This window comes from Curtobacterium sp. B18 (assembly GCF_000333375.1).
GTDB lineage: Bacteria > Actinomycetota > Actinomycetes > Actinomycetales > Microbacteriaceae > Curtobacterium.
This window is the reverse complement of sequence record NZ_BACZ01000016.1, coordinates 1-20,864: the sequence shown is the minus strand read 5'-3', so window position 1 is coordinate 20,864 and position 20,864 is coordinate 1. Positions and strand designations below refer to the sequence as shown.

Annotated in this window: 23 protein-coding genes and 1 pseudogene; 8 read left to right on the top strand and 16 right to left on the bottom strand. The window is 72.1% G+C overall.

Annotated features, from left to right (window positions below):
- The first annotated feature begins 145 nt into the window (after positions 1-145).
- Genes I5E_RS20800 through I5E_RS00450 form a run of 4 tightly spaced genes read left to right on the top strand, consistent with a single transcriptional unit; the run spans position 146 to position 5,491 of the window.
- Positions 146-1,810 (top strand): ABC transporter substrate-binding protein, encoded by a 1,665-nt coding sequence (locus tag I5E_RS20800; RefSeq protein ID WP_261974824.1) that lies wholly within the window; start codon positions 146-148, stop codon positions 1,808-1,810.
- Positions 1,807-3,561 carry a dipeptide ABC transporter ATP-binding protein gene (locus tag I5E_RS00460; RefSeq protein ID WP_031260829.1) on the top strand — a complete coding sequence of 585 codons (1,755 nt, stop codon included), beginning with the start codon at positions 1,807-1,809 and terminating at the stop codon, positions 3,559-3,561. Before I5E_RS20800 ends, I5E_RS00460 begins: the two co-directional genes overlap by 4 nt.
- A complete protein-coding gene (locus I5E_RS00455) occupies positions 3,558-4,496 on the top strand; it encodes an ABC transporter permease (protein WP_022905271.1) in 939 nt (312 codons plus the stop codon). Before I5E_RS00460 ends, I5E_RS00455 begins: the two co-directional genes overlap by 4 nt.
- Positions 4,493-5,491: an ABC transporter permease gene (locus I5E_RS00450; RefSeq protein ID WP_022905270.1), complete on the top strand. Its 999-nt coding sequence runs from the start codon at positions 4,493-4,495 to the stop codon at positions 5,489-5,491. Before I5E_RS00455 ends, I5E_RS00450 begins: the two co-directional genes overlap by 4 nt.
- Positions 5,492-5,536: 45 nt before the next feature.
- On the opposite strand, the gene I5E_RS00445 is transcribed toward I5E_RS00450, so the two are convergent.
- From I5E_RS00445 to I5E_RS00400, 10 genes and pseudogenes are all read right to left on the bottom strand, one after another.
- Positions 5,537-6,073 carry a hypothetical protein gene (locus tag I5E_RS00445; protein WP_022905269.1) on the bottom strand — a complete coding sequence of 179 codons (537 nt, stop codon included), beginning with the start codon at positions 6,071-6,073 and terminating at the stop codon, positions 5,537-5,539.
- Complete coding sequence (locus I5E_RS00440; RefSeq protein WP_148286809.1) at positions 6,070-7,398, bottom strand: DUF58 domain-containing protein; 1,329 nt, start codon at positions 7,396-7,398, stop codon at positions 6,070-6,072. The genes I5E_RS00445 and I5E_RS00440 overlap by 4 nt, the downstream gene beginning before the upstream one ends.
- Entirely contained in the window at positions 7,395-8,408 is a 1,014-nt protein-coding gene (locus tag I5E_RS00435; protein WP_022905267.1) for an AAA family ATPase, read from the bottom strand. Before I5E_RS00435 ends, I5E_RS00440 begins: the two co-directional genes overlap by 4 nt.
- Positions 8,405-8,884, bottom strand: coding sequence for a hypothetical protein (locus I5E_RS00430; protein WP_148286808.1), 480 nt, complete (start codon positions 8,882-8,884; stop codon positions 8,405-8,407). The genes I5E_RS00435 and I5E_RS00430 overlap by 4 nt, the downstream gene beginning before the upstream one ends.
- Positions 8,881-9,615, bottom strand: coding sequence for a DUF4129 domain-containing protein (locus tag I5E_RS00425; RefSeq protein WP_022905265.1), 735 nt, complete (start codon positions 9,613-9,615; stop codon positions 8,881-8,883). Before I5E_RS00425 ends, I5E_RS00430 begins: the two co-directional genes overlap by 4 nt.
- A gap of 29 nt (positions 9,616-9,644) precedes the next feature.
- Positions 9,645-9,893 carry a hypothetical protein gene (locus I5E_RS00420; RefSeq protein ID WP_148286807.1) on the bottom strand — a complete coding sequence of 83 codons (249 nt, stop codon included), beginning with the start codon at positions 9,891-9,893 and terminating at the stop codon, positions 9,645-9,647.
- Positions 9,894-10,044: 151 nt separating this feature from the next.
- Positions 10,045-10,635: a hypothetical protein gene (locus tag I5E_RS00415; protein ID WP_148286806.1), complete on the bottom strand. Its 591-nt coding sequence runs from the start codon at positions 10,633-10,635 to the stop codon at positions 10,045-10,047.
- An 83-nt stretch (positions 10,636-10,718) separates the two neighbouring features.
- Positions 10,719-10,856 (bottom strand): annotated as a pseudogene (locus I5E_RS26145) (cold-shock protein); the annotation flags it as partial.
- 181 nt (positions 10,857-11,037) lie between these two features.
- On the bottom strand, positions 11,038-11,517 hold the full coding sequence (locus tag I5E_RS00405) for a hypothetical protein (RefSeq protein ID WP_022905262.1): 480 nt from the start codon (positions 11,515-11,517) through the stop codon (positions 11,038-11,040).
- A gap of 75 nt (positions 11,518-11,592) precedes the next feature.
- Positions 11,593-11,817 (bottom strand): hypothetical protein, encoded by a 225-nt coding sequence (locus I5E_RS00400; protein WP_022905261.1) that lies wholly within the window; start codon positions 11,815-11,817, stop codon positions 11,593-11,595.
- A gap of 119 nt (positions 11,818-11,936) precedes the next feature.
- Between I5E_RS00400 and I5E_RS00395 the strand changes: the two genes are divergently transcribed.
- Entirely contained in the window at positions 11,937-12,200 is a 264-nt protein-coding gene (locus tag I5E_RS00395) for a hypothetical protein (RefSeq protein WP_022905260.1), read from the top strand.
- Positions 12,201-12,252: 52 nt separating this feature from the next.
- Positions 12,253-12,726, top strand: coding sequence for a GNAT family N-acetyltransferase (locus I5E_RS20795; protein WP_022905259.1), 474 nt, complete (start codon positions 12,253-12,255; stop codon positions 12,724-12,726).
- A 29-nt stretch (positions 12,727-12,755) separates the two neighbouring features.
- Here I5E_RS20795 and I5E_RS00385 read toward each other — a convergent pair whose 3' ends face one another.
- The 5 genes from I5E_RS00385 to I5E_RS00365 all read right to left on the bottom strand — a co-directional run bounded on the left by I5E_RS00385 (position 12,756) and on the right by I5E_RS00365 (position 16,966).
- Positions 12,756-13,196 carry a barstar family protein gene (locus I5E_RS00385; RefSeq protein WP_049973411.1) on the bottom strand — a complete coding sequence of 147 codons (441 nt, stop codon included), beginning with the start codon at positions 13,194-13,196 and terminating at the stop codon, positions 12,756-12,758.
- Between the two features lie 240 nt (positions 13,197-13,436).
- Complete coding sequence (locus I5E_RS00380; protein WP_022905258.1) at positions 13,437-14,396, bottom strand: squalene cyclase; 960 nt, start codon at positions 14,394-14,396, stop codon at positions 13,437-13,439.
- Positions 14,397-14,578: 182 nt separating this feature from the next.
- Positions 14,579-15,034, bottom strand: a complete 456-nt coding sequence (locus I5E_RS00375; RefSeq protein ID WP_022905257.1) for a DUF2087 domain-containing protein — start codon at positions 15,032-15,034, stop codon at positions 14,579-14,581.
- On the bottom strand, positions 15,034-16,353 hold the full coding sequence (locus I5E_RS00370) for a GNAT family N-acetyltransferase (protein WP_022905256.1): 1,320 nt from the start codon (positions 16,351-16,353) through the stop codon (positions 15,034-15,036). Before I5E_RS00370 ends, I5E_RS00375 begins: the two co-directional genes overlap by 1 nt.
- A gap of 118 nt (positions 16,354-16,471) precedes the next feature.
- Positions 16,472-16,966 (bottom strand): MarR family winged helix-turn-helix transcriptional regulator, encoded by a 495-nt coding sequence (locus tag I5E_RS00365; RefSeq protein ID WP_022905255.1) that lies wholly within the window; start codon positions 16,964-16,966, stop codon positions 16,472-16,474.
- 91 nt (positions 16,967-17,057) lie between these two features.
- Between I5E_RS00365 and I5E_RS00360 the strand changes: the two genes are divergently transcribed.
- On the top strand, positions 17,058-17,987 hold the full coding sequence (locus I5E_RS00360) for an NADP-dependent oxidoreductase (RefSeq protein ID WP_022905254.1): 930 nt from the start codon (positions 17,058-17,060) through the stop codon (positions 17,985-17,987).
- A 51-nt stretch (positions 17,988-18,038) separates the two neighbouring features.
- On the opposite strand, the gene I5E_RS00355 is transcribed toward I5E_RS00360, so the two are convergent.
- The gene (locus I5E_RS00355; protein ID WP_022905253.1) at positions 18,039-19,550 is read right to left on the bottom strand and encodes a cryptochrome/photolyase family protein; all 1,512 of its coding nucleotides are present in this window, start codon (positions 19,548-19,550) and stop codon (positions 18,039-18,041) included.
- A gap of 205 nt (positions 19,551-19,755) precedes the next feature.
- Here I5E_RS00355 and I5E_RS00350 point away from each other — a divergent pair, with 205 nt between their 5' ends.
- Positions 19,756-20,622 (top strand): SDR family oxidoreductase, encoded by an 867-nt coding sequence (locus I5E_RS00350; protein WP_022905252.1) that lies wholly within the window; start codon positions 19,756-19,758, stop codon positions 20,620-20,622.
- Positions 20,623-20,864: the final 242 nt, after the last annotated feature.

The window sequence follows — 20,864 nt, the reverse complement described above, 5'->3', positions numbered from 1 at the left end:
CCCGGGATTCGGACGCCGTCCGATCCCGGTGCCAGGATGGACGCCGCGCCGACATCAGGACCGGTCCTGCACCCGGACCACGGCGACGCGTCGCGGCCACCCCACGGCCGCGCACCACCACTTCCCCACGAGGAGCACCACCGTCATGAGACGCCCCAACCGCCTGACGATCACCGCTGCGGTCGCCGCAGCAGCAGCCCTGGTCCTCGCCGGGTGCTCGGGCGGCGGCGCGTCGGACGACGCCTCGGGCGGCACGTCCAAAGGCGGCACGCTCAACATCCTGACCACGCCACCGCGTGCACCTCGACCCGGCGACCAGCCAGAACCTCAACATCACGACGCTCGGCTTCGTGCTCCGTCGCCTGACCGCCTGGACGTCGAGCCCGGCAAGACGGCCAAGGTCGTCCCCGACCTCGCGACGAACACCGGCGACTCGAGCGACGGCGGCAAGACCTGGACCTACCACTCAAAGAAGGGGCTGAAGTTCCAGGACGGCACCGAGATCACGACGAAGGACATCAAGTGGGGCATCGAGCGCTCGTTCGCGCCGACGCTCACCGGTGGCCTGAGCTACCACAAGTCGCTCCTGGTCGGCGGTGACAGCTACAAGGGTCCGTTCGACGGCAAGACCCTCGACAGCATCGAGACCCCGGACGACTCGACGATCGTGTTCAAGCTCAACGCGGCCTACGGCGACTGGCCGTGGATCGTGTCGATGCCGGCGTTCGCCCCGGTCCCCGAGGGCGACGGCACGGACACCGGCGCGTACGACGCCAAGCCGGTCGCCTCCGGTCCGTACGAGGTGCAGTCGAACACGCAGGGCTCGCAGATCACCCTCGTCCGGAACAAGGAGTGGAGCGCGTCGACGGACTCCGTGCGCACCGCCGGTCCGTCGAAGGTCGTCTTCAAGGAGAGCCAGGACCCGTCGACCGTCACCCAGACGCTCATCGCCGACAACGGCGACGCGAAGGACTCGTTCGGTGCGACCTACCTCGGCGCTGCCGAGCTGAACCAGGTCCGCTCGAACCCGGCCGCCCAGGACCGCCTTGCCACGTCGAAGGCCGGCCCGATCAACTACCTCGCGATCAACACGCAGAAGGGCTCGCTCAAGGAGCTCAAGGTCCGGCAGGCCCTGCAGTACGCGGTCGACAAGAAGTCGTACCGGATCGCCGCCGGTGGTGCGCTCGCCGGCTCGTACGCGACCACGCTCATCACGCCCGGCATCGCGGGGCGCCAGCAGTACGACCTGTACGAGCCGGGCGCGACCGGTGACGTGGCGAAGGCGAAGAAGCTCCTGCAGGAGGCGGGCGTCTCGGACCTGAAGCTCACCCTGGTCACCCAGAACGACTCCGCCAACCTCGCCGAGGCGCAGGCGATCCAGGCGGGCCTGAAGCGCGCGGGCATCGCCGTGACGCTGAAGCCGCTCGACATCGACTCGTTCTACACGGCGACGACGGACGGCGACGACTTCGACCTCGCGATGTTCAGCTGGCAGCCCGACTTCCCGAGCGCCAACGCGAACATCCAGCCGCTGTACGACTCGTCGCAGATCGGCGGGGGCGGCTACAACGTCTCGAAGTACAGCAACCCCGAGGTCGACGCGCTGATCAAGGAGGCGACCGGCACGATCGACCAGCAGGACGCCCAGAAGCTGTGGGCCGAGGCCGACAAGAAGATCATGGCCGACGCGCCGATCGTCCCGCTGACCTACGCGAAGCAGTCCTTCCTCGCCGGCTCGAACGTGCAGAACTTCCGGATCGCGGACTTCCCGGCGTACCCGAACTACCTCAAGGTCTCGCTCGCCAAGTGAGTGCTCCGCTGCTCGAGGTCGAGGGGCTCCGCGTCGCGTTCGACGACGCGGAGCCCGTCGTCCGTGACGTCTCCTTCTCCCTGACGCCCGGCCGCGTGCTCGCCCTCGTCGGCGAGTCAGGGTCGGGCAAGTCCGTCAGCGCGATGAGCGTGCTCGGCCTGCTGCCCCCGGACGCCCACGTCACCGGGAGCATCCGGTTCCGGGGTGCCGAGCTCGTGGGCGCGTCGGACGACGACCTCCGAGCGGTCCGCGGCGCCGGGATCGGCGTCGTGTTCCAGGAGCCGATGAACTCGTTCACCCCGGTGCTCTCGATCGGCACCCAGATCGCCGAGGCGATCACGGCGCACCCGACGGACCTCGACCGCCGTGCCGTGTCGGTGCGCACCGACGAGCTGCTTCGCGCCGCCGGCCTGTCCGACCCGGCCCGGATCCGGAAGGCCTACCCGCACGAACTCTCGGGTGGACAGCTCCAGCGGGCGATGATCGCCATGGCGCTCGCGGGCGACCCGGTCGCGCTCATCGCGGACGAGCCGACGACCGCGCTCGACGTCACGGTGCAGGCCGGCGTCCTCGACCTGCTCCGCACGCTCGGTCGTGAGCGCGACCTCGCCGTCCTGCTCATCACGCACGACATGGGCGTGGTGGCGGACGTCGCCGACGAGGTGCTCGTGATGCGTCGCGGCGACCCGGTCGAGCACGGGACCGTGGCCGAGGTGTTCGCGCACCCGGACGCCGAGTACACGCGGGCACTCCTCGCGGCCGTCCCCGTCCTGGAGGCGCGACCCGCCTCGGCACCGCAGGCTGCGGACACTCCTGTGGTCGAGACTCGGTCCAGCGGACGAGATGCGGACACGGACGCTGCGGAAGTGTCCGCGGGGGCGAGTCTCGGGTCCCGCGACGCGAGCCGCATGCGGGAGCCGAGCCGCGCCTCCCGGCCCCTCGTCGCGCAGCTGCGCGACGTCGCCGTGCGCTACGCACGCCGCGGAGCACCCACCGTCTCCGGCATCGACTTCGCGCTCCACGCGGGCGAGACCCTCGGGCTGGTGGGGGAGTCGGGATCCGGCAAGTCCACCATCGGACGGGCGCTGGCCGGCCTCGTGCCGGTCGTCGCCGGATCCGTCGAGGTGGACGGCAGTGACCTCCGTACGGCCCGCGGCGGGCGGCTGCGGGAGCTGCGCAGTCGCGTCGGCATCGTCTTCCAGGACCCGGCGTCGTCGCTCAACCCGCGCCAGACCATCGGCTGGAGCATCGCCGAGCCGCTCCTCGTGCACGGCACCGCCTCGGCACCCGAGCGTGTCGAGCGGGTCCGCGAGCTCCTCGTGGCGGTGCAGCTGGACCCGTCGTGGGCCGAGCGCTTCCCGCACCAGCTCTCCGGCGGGCAGCGGCAGCGCGTGGCGGTCGCCCGCGCCCTCGCGCTCCGGCCCGCCCTCGTGATCGCCGACGAACCGACGTCCGCGCTCGACGTCACCGTCCAGGCGGCCGTGCTCGACCTGCTCGCGGCACTGCAGCAGGACTTCGGCTTCGGCATGCTCCTCATCAGCCACGACCTGGCCGTCGTCCGGCAGCTCGCCGATGAGGTGGTCGTGCTCCACGACGGCCGGGTGGTCGAGCGCGGGACGACCGACGCCGTGCTCGACGACCCGCAGCAGGACTACACGCGCATGCTCCTCGCGGCAGCGCCCGTCGCCGACCCCGTGCGACAGGCGGCCCGCCGCGACGCCTGGCGCGCATGGGAAGGGGTGGCCTCGTGACCGCCAACGTCGTCGACCGTCCGGTCTCGGCGGCCGCGAACCGCAGCACCGGGTTCCGCGCCGTCGTCCGCCGGGTGCGTCAGGACCGCTGGGCGGTGGCGTCCGCGATCGTCATCGCGGTGTTCGTCGTCGTCGCGCTCGCGGCGCCGCTCATCGCCGCCGTCACCGGCCAGGACCCGTACGGGTACCACATCGACGCGCTCAACTCGTTCGGTGCCCCGCGTGGCCCGGGTGGGGGGATCAGCGGCCAGCACTGGTTCGGGGTCGAGCCCCTGACCGGACGCGACCTGTTCGCGATCGTCACCTACGGCGCGCGGACCTCGCTCGGCATCGGCATCGCCGCGACCGTCGTCTCGATCGTCATCGGCGTGCTCGTCGGCGTCACCACCGGGTTCTTCGGCGGCTGGTACGACCGGGTGCTCTCGCGCGTGGTCGACGTGATCTTCGGCTTCCCGTCGCTGGTGTTCATGATCGCGCTGACCGCGATCGTCCCGACCTCGTTCCCGAAGCCGGTGCTCGTCGTCCTCGTCATCGGGTTCTTCGGGTGGCCGTCGGTCGCCCGTGTCGTGCGGGGGCAGACGCTCTCGCTCGTCACCCGGAACTACGTCGTCGCCTCGACCGCGATGGGCGCCGGACGCTGGCACGTCATCCGGACGCAGCTGTTGCCGAACCTCGCCGCGACGATCACGGTCTACGCGACGATCTCGATCCCGTCGATGATCGGTGCCGAGGCCGCGCTGTCGTTCCTCGCCGTCGGCGTCACCCCGCCGACGCCGTCGTGGGGGCGCAGCATCGGCGACGCGATCGGGTGGGTGCAGACCGACCCGATGTACCTCGTGTTCCCGGGCCTGGCGCTGTTCCTCATCACCCTGGCCTTCAACGTGCTCGGCGACGCCCTGCGTGACGCCCTCGACCCGCGGAGGAGCAACCGGTGAGCACCTTCCGCTTCATCGCGATCCGCGTGCTCGGCGCAGCAGTCGTCCTGCTCGTCGTCGCCGCGATCACCTACGCCCTGTTCATGCTGCTGCCGACGAACCCGGCGCGCGCGATCTGCGACAAGCCCTGCACGCCCGACCGGCTGCGAGAGGTGCAGGCGTTCCTCGGGACCGACAAGCCCTGGATCGCCCAATTCGGGGCGTACCTGGCCGGCATCTTCACCGGCCGGACGTTCGGTTCCGGTGCTTCCGTCATCCACTGTGCGGCGCCCTGCTTCGGCTACTCGTTCCAGCTGCACGACAGCGTCACGAACCTCATCCTCACGCGCCTGCCCGTCACCGCGTCGATCGCCGTCGGCGCAGCCGTGCTGTGGCTCGTCGCCGGTGTTGCCGGCGGTGCGCTCTCGGCCCTGCGCCGCGGCACGTACGTCGACCGCACCGTGATGACGATCGCGGTGGCCGGGGTGTCCGCACCGTCGTACCTCGTCGGACTGCTCGCGATCCTGCTGTTCGGGTTCGTGCTCGGTGTCCTGCCCACCAGCGGGTACGTCGCGTTCGGGGACGACCCCGTCGGGTGGTTCACGCACCTCGTGCTGCCGTGGTGCGTGCTCGCGTTCATCAGCGCGGCGATCTACGCCCGGCTGACCCGGGGCGAGATGCTCGAGTCGATGTCGCAGGACTTCGTCCGGACCGCCCGCGCGAAGGGGCTCCGGGAGCGCCAGGTCGTCGTCCGGCACGGGCTGCGGACCGCGATCCTGCCCGTGGTCACCCTGTTCGGGCTCGACCTCGGGTCGCTCCTCGGCGGCGCCGTGATCACCGAGAAGGTCTTCTCGATGCAGGGGCTCGGCGCGCTGCTCATCGACGCGGTGCACACCCTCGACCTGCAGGTCGTCGTGGGCTTCACGCTGTTCTCGGCGCTGCTCATCGTCACCGCCAACGTGATCGTCGACGTCGTGTACGCGTTCGTCGATCCGCGAGTGCGGCGCCGGGCGTAGGGCCCGGCGGGACCGCGACCGCGACGCGGCGGGTGGGCTGTCGGGTCAGCGCTCCGCGTCGTCGCCGGCGCGGAGCAGCATGGGCACGAACAGTCCGAGCGCGAGCGCCAGGAGCGCGATCGTCCCGGCCACCGCAAGCCACACGCCGCCGACCGGGCCGGCACCTCCGAGGAGGGCGACGGCCACGACGGCGACCGCCTGGCTCCCGACCTGCACGGCGACGAACCGCAGTGCCGACGGCACGAGGGCGCGGAGCTGCACCCGGGCGGTGCGCGGCGTCCACGCCCAGAGCAGGCTCGTGGCGAGGACGAGGTGCGTCGTCACGAGGAGCACCGGGAGGGCCGTCCCGCCGATCCCCGCGAGGGCGAGCTGCGCCACGAGGAGCGCCGCGAACGGACCACGGGGCACGACCGCTGCAGCAGCCGCGAGCCCGATCGCGACGACGAGCCAGCCGCTCGCCCCGACCTCGACGACCGATCCGACGACACCCGCGACGAGGCCGAGCGCCCCGATCGTCCACGCCGGGACCGCCGGACCGATCGACGGCGCGCCGCTGCGCTCCGCCCTCGACCCGGCGGTCATCCGGTCCGCCGGGTGCGGCTGAGCAGGCGGAGTTGCACGGCAGGTGTGTCCCCGTCACCGGTGCGCCAGTGGATCAGCTCGACGCCGGTGGCCGTCATCTCCGTGAGCCGGTCGGACCGTTCGAGGGCGATGAGCCGGGACGCCGTGCGCTCGAGACGGCTCGCTCGCCGGAGGTCGGCGGCCGGGAGCACGTCGACGGCCACGACCCGGTGCCCGGTCGCCGCCCAGGTCACGGCCATCGTCGACGCCTGGTCGTCGAGGAAGGTCGAGAGGACCACCACGAGGGACGCTGCCGGGACGAGCGGCATCCGTGCCGCGGTCGTCGCGTCCGGCTGCGGCGTCGCCTGGGCGATGGTCGTCCGGAGTCGCTCGAGGTGCCGGGTCCCGCCGCCGGGCTCGACCGACCGCGCGGTGCCCGCGAGGTCGCGGAAGCCGACCCGGTCGCCGGCGCTGATGTACGCGGTCGCGAGGGAGACGGCTGCTTCGCGAGCGAGGTCGAGCGACGTCGCCTGGTGGGAGCCGTACCGCGCGCCCGTCCACCGGGTGACGTCCGCGCCGAGGTCGTCCCGGCTGTCGAGGACGAGCACGACGAGGGCGTCCGCGGTGGCGAAGGTCCGGCGCACGTAGAGCTCTCCCGGGCGCTCCGCTCGCCGAGCGGTGCGCCGCCAGTCGATCCGCCGGAGCCGGTCACCCGGAGCGAAGAGCGCGACGTCGCGGAACTCGCCGCCGTCACCCGGGCGCGCAGAACCGTGCACACCCGTGATGCCCGTCACCCGGCTCGGCATCGGGAGGTGCTGCATGCGCAGGTGCGGGGGTGGGACGACCGCGGACCGCACCGGGCCGGCCTCGGGCACCGAGACCGCGGTGCCGCCCCGACCGAGGAGCGACAGGTGCGTCCGCAGGACCTCCTGCGGCCCGGAGTGCGTGACCGGGACGCTCCCGCGCAGCCGCCTGGCGCGTCGAGGGTCGACCACGACGACGTGCCGCCGGTCGCCGACGACCCGGAACTCGACGGCGACCGCCTCGGCGGCGGACGGCACGGCGACCTCCGTCCGGTACGCCACACCCCGGCCGGAGTCGGACGGCTCGAGCGTGGTCGTCGTCCGGACGGGCGTCGTGTCGAGTCGGGGCCGGGCACCGAAGGCGGCCGTCACGAGGGCCGGGAGCGCCACCACCGCGAGTTCGGGGCGTCCGGTGACGAGGCCGAGCCCGGCGAGCAGCACGCCGACGGCGAGCCCGAAGACGAGTGCCGGGTTCCGCACCCACCGCGGCGACGTTCCGGACCCGGCCACCGGGCGGACTGGCGGGTCGTCGAGAACGCTCACCGCGCCTCCAGGCCAGACGCTCGCGCCCCGACCACCGGCGGGCCCGGCACCTGCGCGACGATGCCCCGCACGATCGCCGCGGGGTCCACGCCGTTCGCCCACGCCTGCGGTGTCAGTGAGATCCGGTGCGCGAGCACCGCGTCGGCGGCGGTCTTGACGTCCTCGGGGGTGACGAAGTCGCGTCCGTCCATGACGGCTCGCGCGCGGCCGACGAGCATGAGCGCCTGCGCACCACGCGGTGACGACCCGACCTGCACGTCGCGGTGGGTGCGCGTGGCGGCCGCGAGGTCGACGCAGTACAGCGCCATGTCCTCGTCGACGTGCACCCCCTCGACCGTCGCCTGCATGCGCAGCACGTCGGTCGCGTCGACCACGGCGGACACCGTCGCGACCTCCTGCCGTCGGCCGATCCGGTTGAGGAGCACCTGCTGTTCCCCCTCGCGCGTCGGGTAGCCGACCGAGAGGCGCACCATGAACCGGTCGAGCTGCGCCTCCGGGAGGGCGTACGTCCCCTCGTACTCGATGGGGTTCGACGTCGCGATGACGTGGAACGGGCGGGGGAGCGGGAAGCCCTCGCCCTCGACCGTGACCTGCCCCTCCGCCATCGCCTCGAGGAGCGCCGACTGGGTCTTCGGCGAGGTCCGGTTGATCTCGTCGGCGAGGAACATCCCGGTGAACACGGGCCCGGGCGGAAAGACGAAGTCCGCGGTCGCCGGGGCGTAGACGAACGACCCGGTGATGTCGGCGGGCAGGAGGTCCGGGGTGCACTGCAGCCGACGGAAGTCGAGACCGCAGGCGGCCGCGAGGCTCCGCGCCGCGAGCGTCTTGCCGAGGCCGGGGACGTCCTCGAACAGGACGTGGCCGCCGGCGAGGATGCTCGCGAACGCCAGCTCGAGCGGCTCCCGCATCCCGACGACGACCGCGCCGACCGTGTCGAGGACGTCACGGCTGCGGGCGGCGACGTCGGCGATCGGGAGCGGCTGGGAGCTCTGCGTCGTGGTGTCGGTCACGGGTGCCTCTCGGTCGTGGGTTCCAGGGTCTCGAGCGCGGTGAGGACGCTCGCGAAGGTGGTGAGGTCGATCTCGGACCGCCGCTCGCGCACCAGGACGGCGACCACTGCCGACGGCAGGACGGCCTCGATCGCCGTCCGGTCGCCGGGGTCGTCGAGGTCGAGTCGGTGGCGCGTCCACAGGCGGTGGCGAGCCACCGCACGGACGCGGGCGAGTGTCCGCTCGGGCACACCGCCGTGGGCGCGCAGCGACCACGCCGTCTCGGACAGCTCGCGTCGAGCGCCGGGTTCGGAGCGGACGGGAGGCACGGGCCAGGTCAACGGGACGTCCTCACGGACGGCGCTCCACGTCAGACCCACCGCGGCGACGACGCCTCCGACGGCGAGCGATTGCACGACGCCGACGCCGAAGAACCACGTGAGCGCCGCGGCGACGACGGCGAGCACCAGGACGCCGATGGTGCGGCCGCGGGTCACGTGCGGCCCGTCGGGGCGTCGGCCCACTGCGCGTCGAGCGTTCGCAGCGCGGTCCGCACGGCGGCGACGTCGGCATCGGTCGCCGGGGCTCCGCCGAAGCGCACTGCGAGGTAGCAGCGCCGGAGGGTGCCGAGCGCGGTCTCGTTGACGTCGAGCTGCCGGAGGATGCGGGTCGTGAACTCCGTCGGCGTCTCGGCAGCTCCGCGGCGGAACCCGGCGTCCTCCGCCGACTCCTGCAGGCCGACCCAGGCCGCGGTGACGGCGTCGGAGGGGTCCCGGGGTCCCGCCAGCACCTCGAGCGCACGGCCGATCCCGCGACGCAGGTGCTGGCGCCCGACCTCGGTCGAGGGGTCGACCGGCACCTCGACGGCGAGGCCGGCCACGTCGATCGCGTCCGGACGCGTGGGACGGCGCCGTTTCCGCAGGAGGTGGAGGACCACGAGCACCAGGAGCGCCGCGACGACCACTCCCAGGACGACGAGGACCCATGACGCGTCGACGTGCTCGGCGGCCCGTGCTCCGAGCGGCTGCGGCTCGTCGGTTGCGGGCGGTGACGCGGTCGGCTCGACGACAGGAGCGCGGGCGGGCGCGACCGTGGGGGACCAGCGGGCGCCGGTCAGGACGGGCCGCGCGCCGATCGTGGCCGCGACGACGACCAGTGCGCCGAGGGCGAAGGCGGCGACGGGGACAAACGGGAAGCCGCCGCGGTGCGGACCGTCGTCGTTCGCCATGGATCCACGCTACCCCGCGTCGCGTGCGCTCAGCCGTCGACCGGCTCCGCCGACCGTGCAGCCCGGACGATCTGCCAGACCGCGAGGGCGACGACGACCGCTCCCACGGACCCGGCGATCCACGACCCGGCGACGCCGAGCACGGGCGCGGTCTCGCAGGAGCTCGTGGCGTGGCCGGGAGCGGCGTCGGAGCAGCTGGTCACCTGGACCAGGAGCAACCAGAGCACCGTCACGGCCACGATGACCGCCACCGTGCTCCACCCCACCACTCGCTCCACGACCTGCTCCGTCCCCCGACGTCTCCGTGACGACCAGGCTCGCACGGTCCGGGCCGATCGCCGGTCTCGATCGCGCAACGGGACCTGGGTGTGTCAGCCGGTCGGGCGGTCGTCCCGCGGCGTCAGCCGGTCGGGCGGTCGTCCCACGGCGTCAGCAGGTCGGGCGGTCGTCCCGCGGCGACGGCCTGGAGGCGCGCCCCGCGTCCGTCACGCCGGGCGCGGTGATCCGCTGTTCCCGCCTGCGCGCTCGCGAGACGACGACGATCGTGCCGGTGGCCGTCGCTGCCGCGACGGCTGCGAGGCCGACCCAACCCGGCAACGGCAGCAGGGCCGAGAACACCGGACCGAGCACCGGTGCTGCAGCGAACGTCCCGGTCACGATCGCCGTCAGGAGCACGACCGCCGCGACGGCTCCGAAGGCGCTCGGTGGTCGACGGCGCAGGCACCAGTCGGGCAGGCCGGAGAGGGCTCCGGCAACGAGGCCGAAGAAGAACGCACCGACGACCGCGAAGGCCAGCACGGGGATCATCATGACGAGGAAGGGCGCACCGGTGAGCGACTGCTCGACGATCATGCCCACGAGCGTCCAGAGGACCGGGACCGCGACGACGGCGATCGCTCCCGCCCACGCCGTCGTCAGCGGCAGGACGGACAGGAGCGTCCGGCGCGTGGCAACGTCCTCGCTGTTCATCGCGTCCTCGTCGGACGTGGTGTCTCCGCTGCTCGTCAGGTCCCCCGGCACGGCCACAACCCTAGGGGCCGTCGCTGGACGCGGCCGATCCGTGCCGCCCGGGTCGCAGCGTCCGGGGAGGAATCGGCGACTGATCAGGTGCCCGTGACGTTGTGCGCTCGGAAGAAGTACCCGTCCTGTCCGGCGGGGTAGGGCTCCACCTCGAAGCGCACGCCCTGACCGGGCCGCAGTGAGAGGAAGCCGGAACCTCTGAGGACGGAGAAGTGCACGAAGACGTCGGACTCGAGCGCCTTCGAACGAAGCGCACCCTAGCCGTCGTCGTCGCTCCACCAGACACAAACGCCTTCGACGATCCGCACGACCGCAACGTACCGCGCCGCGGCGTCCGGCAGCCGATCGTCGAGTGAGACAGGTCGAGCAGGTGTCGCGACCACGTACGCCGCGAGGAGGCGACTACGGATGAGCGCCGCGAGGAGACGGGCTCGGCGTATTCGCGAGTTCAGTCAACAGTCGTGTCGGCCACCATCCGTGAGCCGTGGTGAACGCAAGCAAGCACCAACCTCCAATCGCGATACGCCAGTCAGGGAGGTAAGCGTCGTAGCCCGGCATCCCGCCGAAGGAGGGGAACCGGGTGATACCAGCTTCGCCGACGAACCAGGCGAGTACGGCGATGATCAGTGACACCCCCACCGCGACCAGCGTCACCGCCGGGTGCCCAAGCCACCACCGGCGAAGAAGCGGGATCGCTCGGAGTGGAAGCCCGACGGCAAGTGCGGCGATCGTCGTCGCCGCAGCGACGACAGCGATCTCCACGGCGGTTTCGATCCCGTCAGCCACGCTTGCGAAGAGGAACGAGCCGTCTAGGTACAGGACGGCGCCGCAGATGACCATGTGAATCGGCATCGCCGACCACGCCAGCCTGGCAGGACTCATGCGCCTCACCCTGTCGCACGTCAGCCTCGCGGTACAGCCCGTGAGGAGGGGCCAAAGACGTCCAGAAGCCGATCGTCAGCGGTCGTCGGTGTCCTCTCTCACGTCTCTGCGCCGGCGGATAGCTCGGAGAATCGTTCTCCAGCTAGCGAGGTACACAACAAGGCCGATTGCGATGGCGATCGGCTGAGGGACGCCTACGAGCACGAGTAACACGGCCGCGAGGAGCGCTGCCAGGAAAGCTCCGAGGAGAAGCAAGGTCTGCAAGTTGCGCAGCCGCCGCTCGGCTCTGGTCGCTCGCACGTTCTGAACCTAACAAGAGTGTCCGCCAGGCGACCGGCTGTCGAGATGCGAGCCGTAGCCTGCATTGCCGACTGGTTTGATGAACTGTGCGACGACAACCCGGAGAACCGAACACGCGCATGCCCGACCTGGCACTCGTGCTGGCGCTCGTCGCCGGATTCTTCTGGCTCGTCGCGCTGACGCTGCCGATCTACTTGCTCGCCGTCATCGGCAACCTCCCCGGGGAGGACCCTGAGCGCGCCGAGCGGTCCATTGTCATCGCTTCCGGCGCTTCCGGCGCTTCCTTGAGTTCCGTGCTCCTCGCGGTCCCTGCGACGATCGGCTCTTTCGTTGTGCGCCGCGCAGGAGTCCGCAGAACCAGCGCCGGAGCGGAATCGACCTGAGATCCGGGTCCGATAGCCGATCCAGCTCCGGACGCTGTGGGAGGCTGTCTGTGTGAGTTCCATCGAGGTGGTTGAGGGTCGGAGCCCTGGTGACACGCGGCGGATTCTCGAGGCGTTGCCTGACTGGTTCGGCGACCCTGTCGCGATCGACAACTACGTGTCTGCGACCGAGGATGTTGCGTTCGGAAGTCTGCTCGCCGTGGGGCCAACGGGAGTGGTCGGGATCGCGCTGACGCGCCGCTGCTTCCGGGAGGCTGCGGAACTCCACCTCATCGCAGTCGACCCGACGCAGCGCGGGTCCGGTGTCGGAAGAGCCCTGGTTGAACACCTCGTCGATACGCTGCGAACCGACGGCTGCACGTTGCTCTCGGTGCACACGGTCGGACCGTCGTTCGAGCACGAGCCGTATGCGCAGACGCGCGCCTTCTACCGCAGCGTGGGGTTCATGCCGCTGGAGGAGCACGACGGCCTCGATTGGTCCGGTCCGACGCTCATTCTGGTCCGGCCCATGGGCGGCGCACGATAAGCAGAGCGTGACTCGTTGGTGGATCCTCTTCAGGACAAGATTGTGAGGAGCCGGTTCCCGAAGAGTGCTGCGTAGCGTCCCTGCCTCCCCAGAATCTGCGTTACGTGGTCGGCGATCCGTGGGAGTTGAGCGAAATCGTCAAAGCCGGAGAGGATCAGGACGAGGCCGGTCTCGGTCGCGTCCCACCCGTAGTCCGCCTCGGCTACGTCTGACATGCAGTCGTTGAGCGCGTCCAGGTTCTTCCCGAAGTGGCTGGGGAACTGGAGGGCCGTCGCGAAGGCGATGTGCATCTGCTTGTCTTCTCTCCAGGTTCCGGCGTCCAGCTCGATGACCCGGTAGCCCTCGCGCCGAAGCCAGGTCTCGGCGTTGCGCACCGCCGCATCGCCTTGCAGCCTGCGGACGAATCCGTCGCGGGCAATCTCGAAGTCCAGCCTGTTGCCGAAGATGTCGTCGGTGGAGAACGCGGGCACGCTCGAACCGTAGTACTTGAGGTCAGAGAACGGCCGCGACCGATCTCGCAGAACGAGCCGTCGCTGCCCATCAACGTCTCCGATCGGGATCCTGATGCCCGTCCGGTAGCCGGTGCATCTTCGGACTCGATCGCCCGCGGACGCATCTTCTGATCGCTGGACTTCGGTCTGTCTAACATGCACGGTCCGGAGAACGTCTCACTCACGGTCCGCCATGTGGACGCTGTGCGACCCCTGTGCTCACGCCCCCTCCCACCACCGCAGCACACGCGTTCCGACGAGCGTGAGCCAACGGGACGGCTCGCCAGCCGGGACGTCCACCTCGAACCACTGCCGACCGGGCGGACGCTCGCCCTGGAGGCAGCGTCCGTCGGCGCCCCGTGCGGCGCGGACCACCTCGATCGCCTCGGCGGCGCGGGGGTCCGGCGCAGCTCCGTCCCGGAGCGCCGCAGCCCGGAGGTGGTCGGTCGCGCGGAGCACGGTGTACTTCCAGCGGAACGGGTACGCGAACTCCGTGGCCCAGGGACCGACGAGCTCGCCGTCCGACTTCCGGTGGAGGAGTCGCCGGTCGAGCAGGTAGTCGGCACCCCGGTGGCGGGCTTCGCGCAGCTCGTCGGCGAGGGGGTGCCGACCGTCGGTCAGCACCTCGTGCTGCAGGAGCCCGTCGAGCACGTTGAGGGTGGAGTGGAACGAGGACACGGTCGAGCCCTCGACCCAGTCGCAGTTCCACCCGCCGTCGCGCAGCTGGTGCTCGAGCAGCCACTGCGCGATCCCGTCGACGTCGGCTCCGAGCCACGCTCCGTTCGCGAGCGTGAACGCGTTGATGCAGCAGTCGACCTCGCCGCCCCAGTACGGCAGCTCGTCGTACTCCCACCGGCTGTTCGCGTCGAGCCGTGCGGCGGTGTCCCCGAGGACCGCGGCATCGAGGCCCCACTCGCGCAGGGCGTTGAGCGACCAGGTCGTCGCGGTGTACGGCTGGCCGGGACCCTCGGGCTCGGGTTCGGCGGGGAAGTACGCGCCGCCGGCCCACTGTCCGTCCGGGTCCTGGCGGGCGAGCAGTGCTGCGCCGAGGCCCTCGGTCGCGACCCGGGCGCGGGTGGTCTGCCACGTCGACTCGGGGGCGCCGACGAGGTCGCGCTCCACCTGCCACCGGAGGGCCGGGTCCGAATCGAGGAGCCAGCCGACCACCGTGTCGTCCATGGCGCGGAGACTACCCCGACCACGGCGCGGGGACGACCCTGACCACGGCACTCGGACGCCCGCGCACGACCAGCGCACAACCGAAGTCCGTCCGAGCCGCGCGCGCCCGTGGTTCGGGCGCACTTCGGTTGTGCAGCGCCGAGCCGAACCGGGCCCGACCACGGCGCGCGGGCCCCCGCGCCTCAGCCGACGTACCGGTACGACCCGCCGTCGTCCGTCCGCTCGAGCACGCCGAGGTCCACCGCGTCGCGCCGCACGACGGCGACGTCCTCGGCGAACATCGCGATCGCGGCGTTGAGCACCGGCTCGGGGACCGCCCGGCCGGTCCCGAGCCGGTCGAACACGAGCCCGACGATGCGGACGGACAGCGGGTGGCGTTGGTCGTCCGGCGCCGGCATGCGTGCGATCCGGTCGAACTCGAGCAGCGCCGCCGGCGACTGCAACCGCTGCACGTCCTGCGCCGTCCGCCCGAGCAACGGCGTGTCCGGGCCGTCGTCCCCGACCCAGTCGAAGGCCCGGACGGCGGCGCTCGTCCGCTCGTCGAGGGCTGCGCCGCCGACGATCGCTGCCCGGAGCGACGGGCTCGACAGCACCGCGACGGCCTGGCGAGCCCGTGCGACCGAGTCGCGCAGGGACATCAGAAGTAGGTGATCCCGTGCGGCGCCCGCGGCGGGGTCAGCATCGCCCGCAGCAGTGCCGGCGCCGCGGGGTCCGTCGCGCGCAGCAGGCCGGCCGCGGCGAGCGTCGTCGGCGAGACCGACCCGATGAGCACCGCGCCGAGGTCCGCGACGTCGAGCTGGATGTCGGAGGCGGCCGCGTCGGCGTCCTCGGCGGTCCGTGTGACGGTGCCGCGCCCGTCGTGGACGTCCAGCCGGTACGTGCCGGCCGCGTGGCCGAGCGCGTCCGTCACGGCGAGCGTCAGCGAACCGTCGACGGCGTACGGCCGCGAGGCGAGGACCCGCTCGACGTCGAGGACGCGGAGCCAGACGTGGTCCTCCTCGTGGTCGACGTCGTACGCGCGGTTGTCGCCGAGCGCCACGACGATCGGGTCGTCGAGCCGCGAGCGGCTGTACGTGACGACGTCGTTGAGGTCGATCGAGAGCAGGAACTCCCAGAGCGACAGGTAGGCCTCGTCCGTCGCGTAGACCAGATCGACGATCTCGAGCGTCGTGTCGCCGTCGCGGCTCTCCTTGACGCGCCACGTCACGTAGCCGTCGACCTCGTCCGAGTCGTCGGGGCGGTGCACGGCGGCCCGGACGTCCTTCGCCTTCTCGCCGTCCCCGGTGCGCAGGCCGAACACGATGGGCCAGGTGCCGGTGTTCCGGACCATGGAGCCCGGCGTCCGTGCGTCGAACCGGTCGAAGACGGCCCGGCCGGGGCCGTCCGCGAGCCACTCGGGCGTGACGACGCTGACGACACCGGTGGTCGGGACGAGGAACGGCAGTGCACGCGCTCGGCGGACGCGGACGGCCCGCTCGCGGATCGCACTGCCGAAGCCGAAGCGGCGGTAGATGGTGCCCTCGGACGCCGTCAGCGAAGCGATCGCGTAGCCCTCGGCGACGCCGCGCTCGAGGGCGTGCGTCATCATCGCGCGGAGGATCCCGCGGCGGCGCTCGGTCGGTCGTACGGTCACGGCGGAGATCGCCTGGGTGTCGATCGACGAGCCGTCGCCCCAGCTCAGCGCCTTGCCGAACCAGGCGAAGGTGCCGGCCGGCCAGGTCTCGTCGACGGAGCCCGGCGCGGGACGGCGCACGTGGGCGCCGAGCCAGGTCTCGTCGTCGACGACGAAGTCCGCGACCATCTGCGCGGCCACCTCGCCCCCGGGGTGGGGCTCGTGGAACCCGAGCCCGACGGCCTGCATCCAGGCCTCGGTCTCGGCGTTCGGTGCCCCCTGCTCGTCCGTCCCGGGCGCGAAGGCGCGCAGCTCGTAGCGGTCGTCGAATGCCTCGTTGCTCACGTTCTCGACCCTATCGGGGTCGAGTGACGGAACGACAGGCAGACGGGCGTGCCAGGAGGCGCGGCTCGGCCCCGCCACCCGCCGCACGCGGGTGCGGATCACGCTGGCCCGCGCCGGCTCACTTCCCGGCGCGGCGTGCCGCGGATCGCGGCGGGTTCCGGCGCAGGTGCTCGCGGATCCGCCCGAGGACCCGGTCGAGCTCGGCGGCGTCGTCGTCCGTGATCGGTGCGAACAACAGCCCGTGCACGGTGCCGATGTGCCCGGGGAACACCGCGGCGAGGACGTCCCGCCCGGCGTCGGTCAGCGAGACCACGGTGCTGCGCTCGTCGTCGGGCGAGGGGCCGCGCGTGACGAGGCCGCGCTGCTCGAGCAGCTGCGCCTGGTACGTCAGGCCGCTCCGGCTGTAGACGACGCCGTCGGCGAGGTCCGTCATCCGCAGGTGGCCGTCGGGGGAGTCGCCGAGTCGGGCCAGCAGCTGGAACTGCACGTACGACAACCCGCCGGCGTCCTTGAGCTGCTGCTCGACCGAGGGGCGGAGGAGCGCGCTCACCTCGGTGAAGGCGAGGTAGGCGCGCAGCTGTGTCGGGGTGAGGGACGACGGGGTTCCGGACATGCCGCCATCCTACCTGTTGCTTCGAGTTCGAAGCAGTGGTACGGTCATACCAATCGCTTCGAATTCGAAGCACAACGCAGAGGAGTCCATCATGAAGGCAGTGCAGTTCCACGAGGTCGGCGGTCCCGAGGTCCTCACCTACGGCGACGTCGACCAGCCGGTGCCGGCCGCGGGCGAGGTCCTCGTCCGGGTCGCCGCGTCGGCGTACAACGCGGCGGACAACGGCATGCGCGGCGGGTTCCTGCCGATCCCCGTCGTGCTCCCGCACGTCCCCGGGTACGACGTCTCGGGCACGGTCGACGCGCTCGGGGACGGTGTCACGGAGCTCGCGGTCGGCGACGCGGTGATCGGGTTCCTGCCGATGGAGCAGGACGGCGGAGCGGCCGAGTACGTCGTCGCGCCGGCCGACGCCCTCGTCCCCGCGCCGACCAGCATCCCCCTGGCGGACGCCGCGGCCCTGCCGTCGGTGGCGCTCACGGCGTGGCAGGCGCTCTTCGACGAGGGGCGGCTCGAGGCCGGGCAGCGGGTGCTGATCGTCGGTGCCGGCGGCGTGGTCGGGAAGTACGCGATCCAGCTCGCGAAGCGCGCCGGCGTCGAGGTGATCGCCACCGCCAGCCCGCGGAGCATCGACGCCGTCCGTGCCGCCGGTGCCGACCAGGTCGTCGACCACACCACGACCGACGTCCTGCGGGCGGTCGACGGCCAGGTCGACGTCCTGCTCAACCTCGCGCCGATCGAACCCGAGCAGTTCGCCGCGTTCGTGGCCGCGGTCCGCGACGGCGGCGCGGTCGTGAGCACGACGGCGTTCATGGCGACCCCGGGGGACGAATCCCGCGGAGTCCGTGCGGCGACGGTGTTCGTGCTCCGGAACCGCGAGCGGCTGGCCGAGCTCGTGCGGCTCGTCGACGCCGGCGAGCTCACGGTCGAGGTGACGCGGCGCATCCCGCTGACCGAACTGCAGTCGCTGCACACCGAGGGTGCGGCCGGACGGATCGCCGGCAAGGTCGTCGTCCTCGTCTGAGTGACCAGCGACCCGGTGGGTGGGTGGTGACCCACCACCGGGCCGGGCCGGTCAGGGGGTGCCGCGCCGCGCCTCCTGGGCGACGACCTCGTCGAGGTCCGACAGCTTCCGCATCTGCTGCAGCGGCCGGGCCATCCGGTTGTTGCGCCGCAGCGCCGGCTCCGTCCGCGCGAGGAACGCCCAGTACCCCGCCGTGAACGGGCAGGCGTCCTCGCCGGTGCGCTTCGTCGGGTCGAACCGGCAGCCACCGCAGTGGTCGGACATCCGGTCGATGTACCGACCGCCAGACGCGTACGGCTTCGTCGCGACCATCCCGCCGTCCGCGTGCTGCGACATCCCGATGATGTTCGCCGGCATCACCCAGTCCGTGCCGTCGACGAACATGTCGGTGAACCACTCGGTCAGCTGGACGGGCTCGTAGCCGCGCTGCAACGCCCAGTTGCCGAGCACCATCAGCCGCTGGATGTGGTGCAGCCACCCGTGCTCGTGCAGACCGTCGACGGCGGTGCGGAGGCACACGGCGTCGATGTCGGACGCGTCCAGCTCCCGCCACCAGCGGGGGAGCCGCTCGTGGGCGTCGAGCGCGTTCTCGGTCGCGCCGTAGTCGTCGCCGAACCACCAGTACAGGTGCCAGACGTAGTCCCGCCACCCGGCGATCTGCCGGACGAAGCCCTCGACGCTCGCGAGCGGCGCGTCGTCGTCCCGGTGCGCCACGAGCGCCGCCTCGATCGCGTCGCGCGGGTCGAGGACACCGAGGTTCATCGGGACGCTGAGCAGCGAGTGCGCCATCGTCCAGTCGTTCGTCAGCGTGGCGTCCTCGAACGGGCCGAAGTCGTTCAGCCGACTCGACACGAAGTCCGCCAGTGCCCGCTGCGCCTCGTCGTGCGTCACGGCGAAGCGTCGACGGTCGTCCGCCCCGACGAACCGGGCGACACCGTCCCGCTCCCACCGGTCGAGGTCACGGCGGACCTCGTCGTCGATCGCGTCCTCCTCCGGCCACCACGGCTCCGGCAGGCCGAGCGTCGTCGCGCCCTTGGGCGGCGGTTCGCGGTTCTCGTCGTCGAGGCTGAACTTCCCGCCCACCGGCTTCTCCGAGCGCATCAGCCACCCCTCGCGCTTGCGGACGCGCTCGTAGAACGTCTCCATCCGGAACCGGCCGCTTCCCTGCGCGGCCCACTCGGCGAACTCGTCCTCGTCGGTGACGAAGCCGCGGCTCGGCAGCACCTCGGTACCCCGGCCCCAGTGCCGGACCTGCGCGCGGAGGGTGCGGGACGGCGGGTCCACCACCTCGAGGTCGTCGCGCCCGACCAGTGCGTCCTTGAGCGTCTCGACCCGGACGTGCTCGACGCGGTCGCCCTCGCCGGCGTCCCGGAGCTCCTGGACGCGGTGCCGGAGCGCGCTCAGCCACAGGTGCGCCTTGGCGCGGTGCATCGGCCTGGCGGTGAAGAACTCGCGGGCCTCGACCACCAGCAGTGGGCCGCCGTCGTCGAAGTCCGGCCCGTACTGCCCCGGCAGGATCAGGCGGCGTCGCGGACCCGCGCCGCCGGAGTGCTCGTCCGTCATGCGCCGGACGCTACGCGAGCGCCGACGGCCGGGCGCGGGACGTCCCCCGACTGCTCGGCGGGTTCCGGGCTGGGGGCACGCACACCGCGCCCGAGGTGTCCTGCCCCGACGCGCGGCCGCTGTGTAGGGTGACACGCATGCAGTGCATCTGAACCGCTTCCGACACCCACCAGCGCGCCACGTCGGCGCCGTCGAAAGGTTCACCATGTCTCGAACACTGCCCCTGCACGGCAAGACCGCCCTCGTCACCGGTGTCTCCCGACGCCGCGGCATCGGGTTCGCCGTCGCCTCGAAGCTCGCGTCGCTCGGCGCCAGCGTCGTCATCCACCACCACCGTCCGCACGACCTCGACCTGCCGTGGGGTGGCGACGACCTCGATGCGGTCCGCGACGGCGTCCGCGCGCACCTGACCGAGGGCGCGCGGTTCGCCGACTTCGCCGCCGACCTGTCCGACGCGTCCACGATCCCCGGGCTGATCGCGGACGCCGCCGCGCTCACCGGGACGCTCGACGTCCTCGTGTGCAACCACGCGAAGAGCGGCGACGACGGCAGCATCCTCGACATGACCCCCGAGCGGCTCAGCGCCTTCTGGGAGGTCAACACCCGGGCGACCGTGCTCCTCACCGCCGAGTTCGCGCGGTTGCGGGCGCCGCGGCCCGACGAGCCGCGGCGACCCGGCGACCGGATCCAGGGGAACGGTCCGTACCCGGGGCCGCAGGGCCACGTGTTCTGGATGACCTCGGGGCAGATCCACGGCGCCATGCGCGGCGAGGTGGCCTACGCCGCGAGCAAGGCGGCACTCGCGGGGGTCACGGCGACGGTGGCGCAGGAGCTCCTCGAGCTCGGCATCGTCCTGAACACGATCAACCCCGGGCCGGTGAACACCGGGTACCTGGACCCCGAGACCACCGACCGGTCGCTGGACGACCTCGACGACTGGATCGCGACCACGCCGTTCGGTCGCGTCGGCAGGCCGGAGGACCCCGCCGAGCTCATCGCGTGGCTGGCGACGTCGGCGGGGAGCTGGGTCGTCGGCCAGGTGCTCACCTCGGACGGCGGCTTCAGCCTCTGACGCGGCCACGGCCACGGCCGTCGGCCAGACCACGGTCGGACGGGAGGCACGGTGCGGGCCCGCACCTCGCCTGGCGTCCGCCGTCCGGTCGCGGTCAGTCGGTGGCGCCCGGCGGCGGGTCGAGCAGCAGGCCGACGCGGTCGGCCAGGTAGGCCTCGAGGGGCACGGTGGTGCCCGCGGTGGGGGACCAGCGGACGGCGGGGACCCCGTCCGCTATGACGAGCACCCCGTCCGAGCCGACG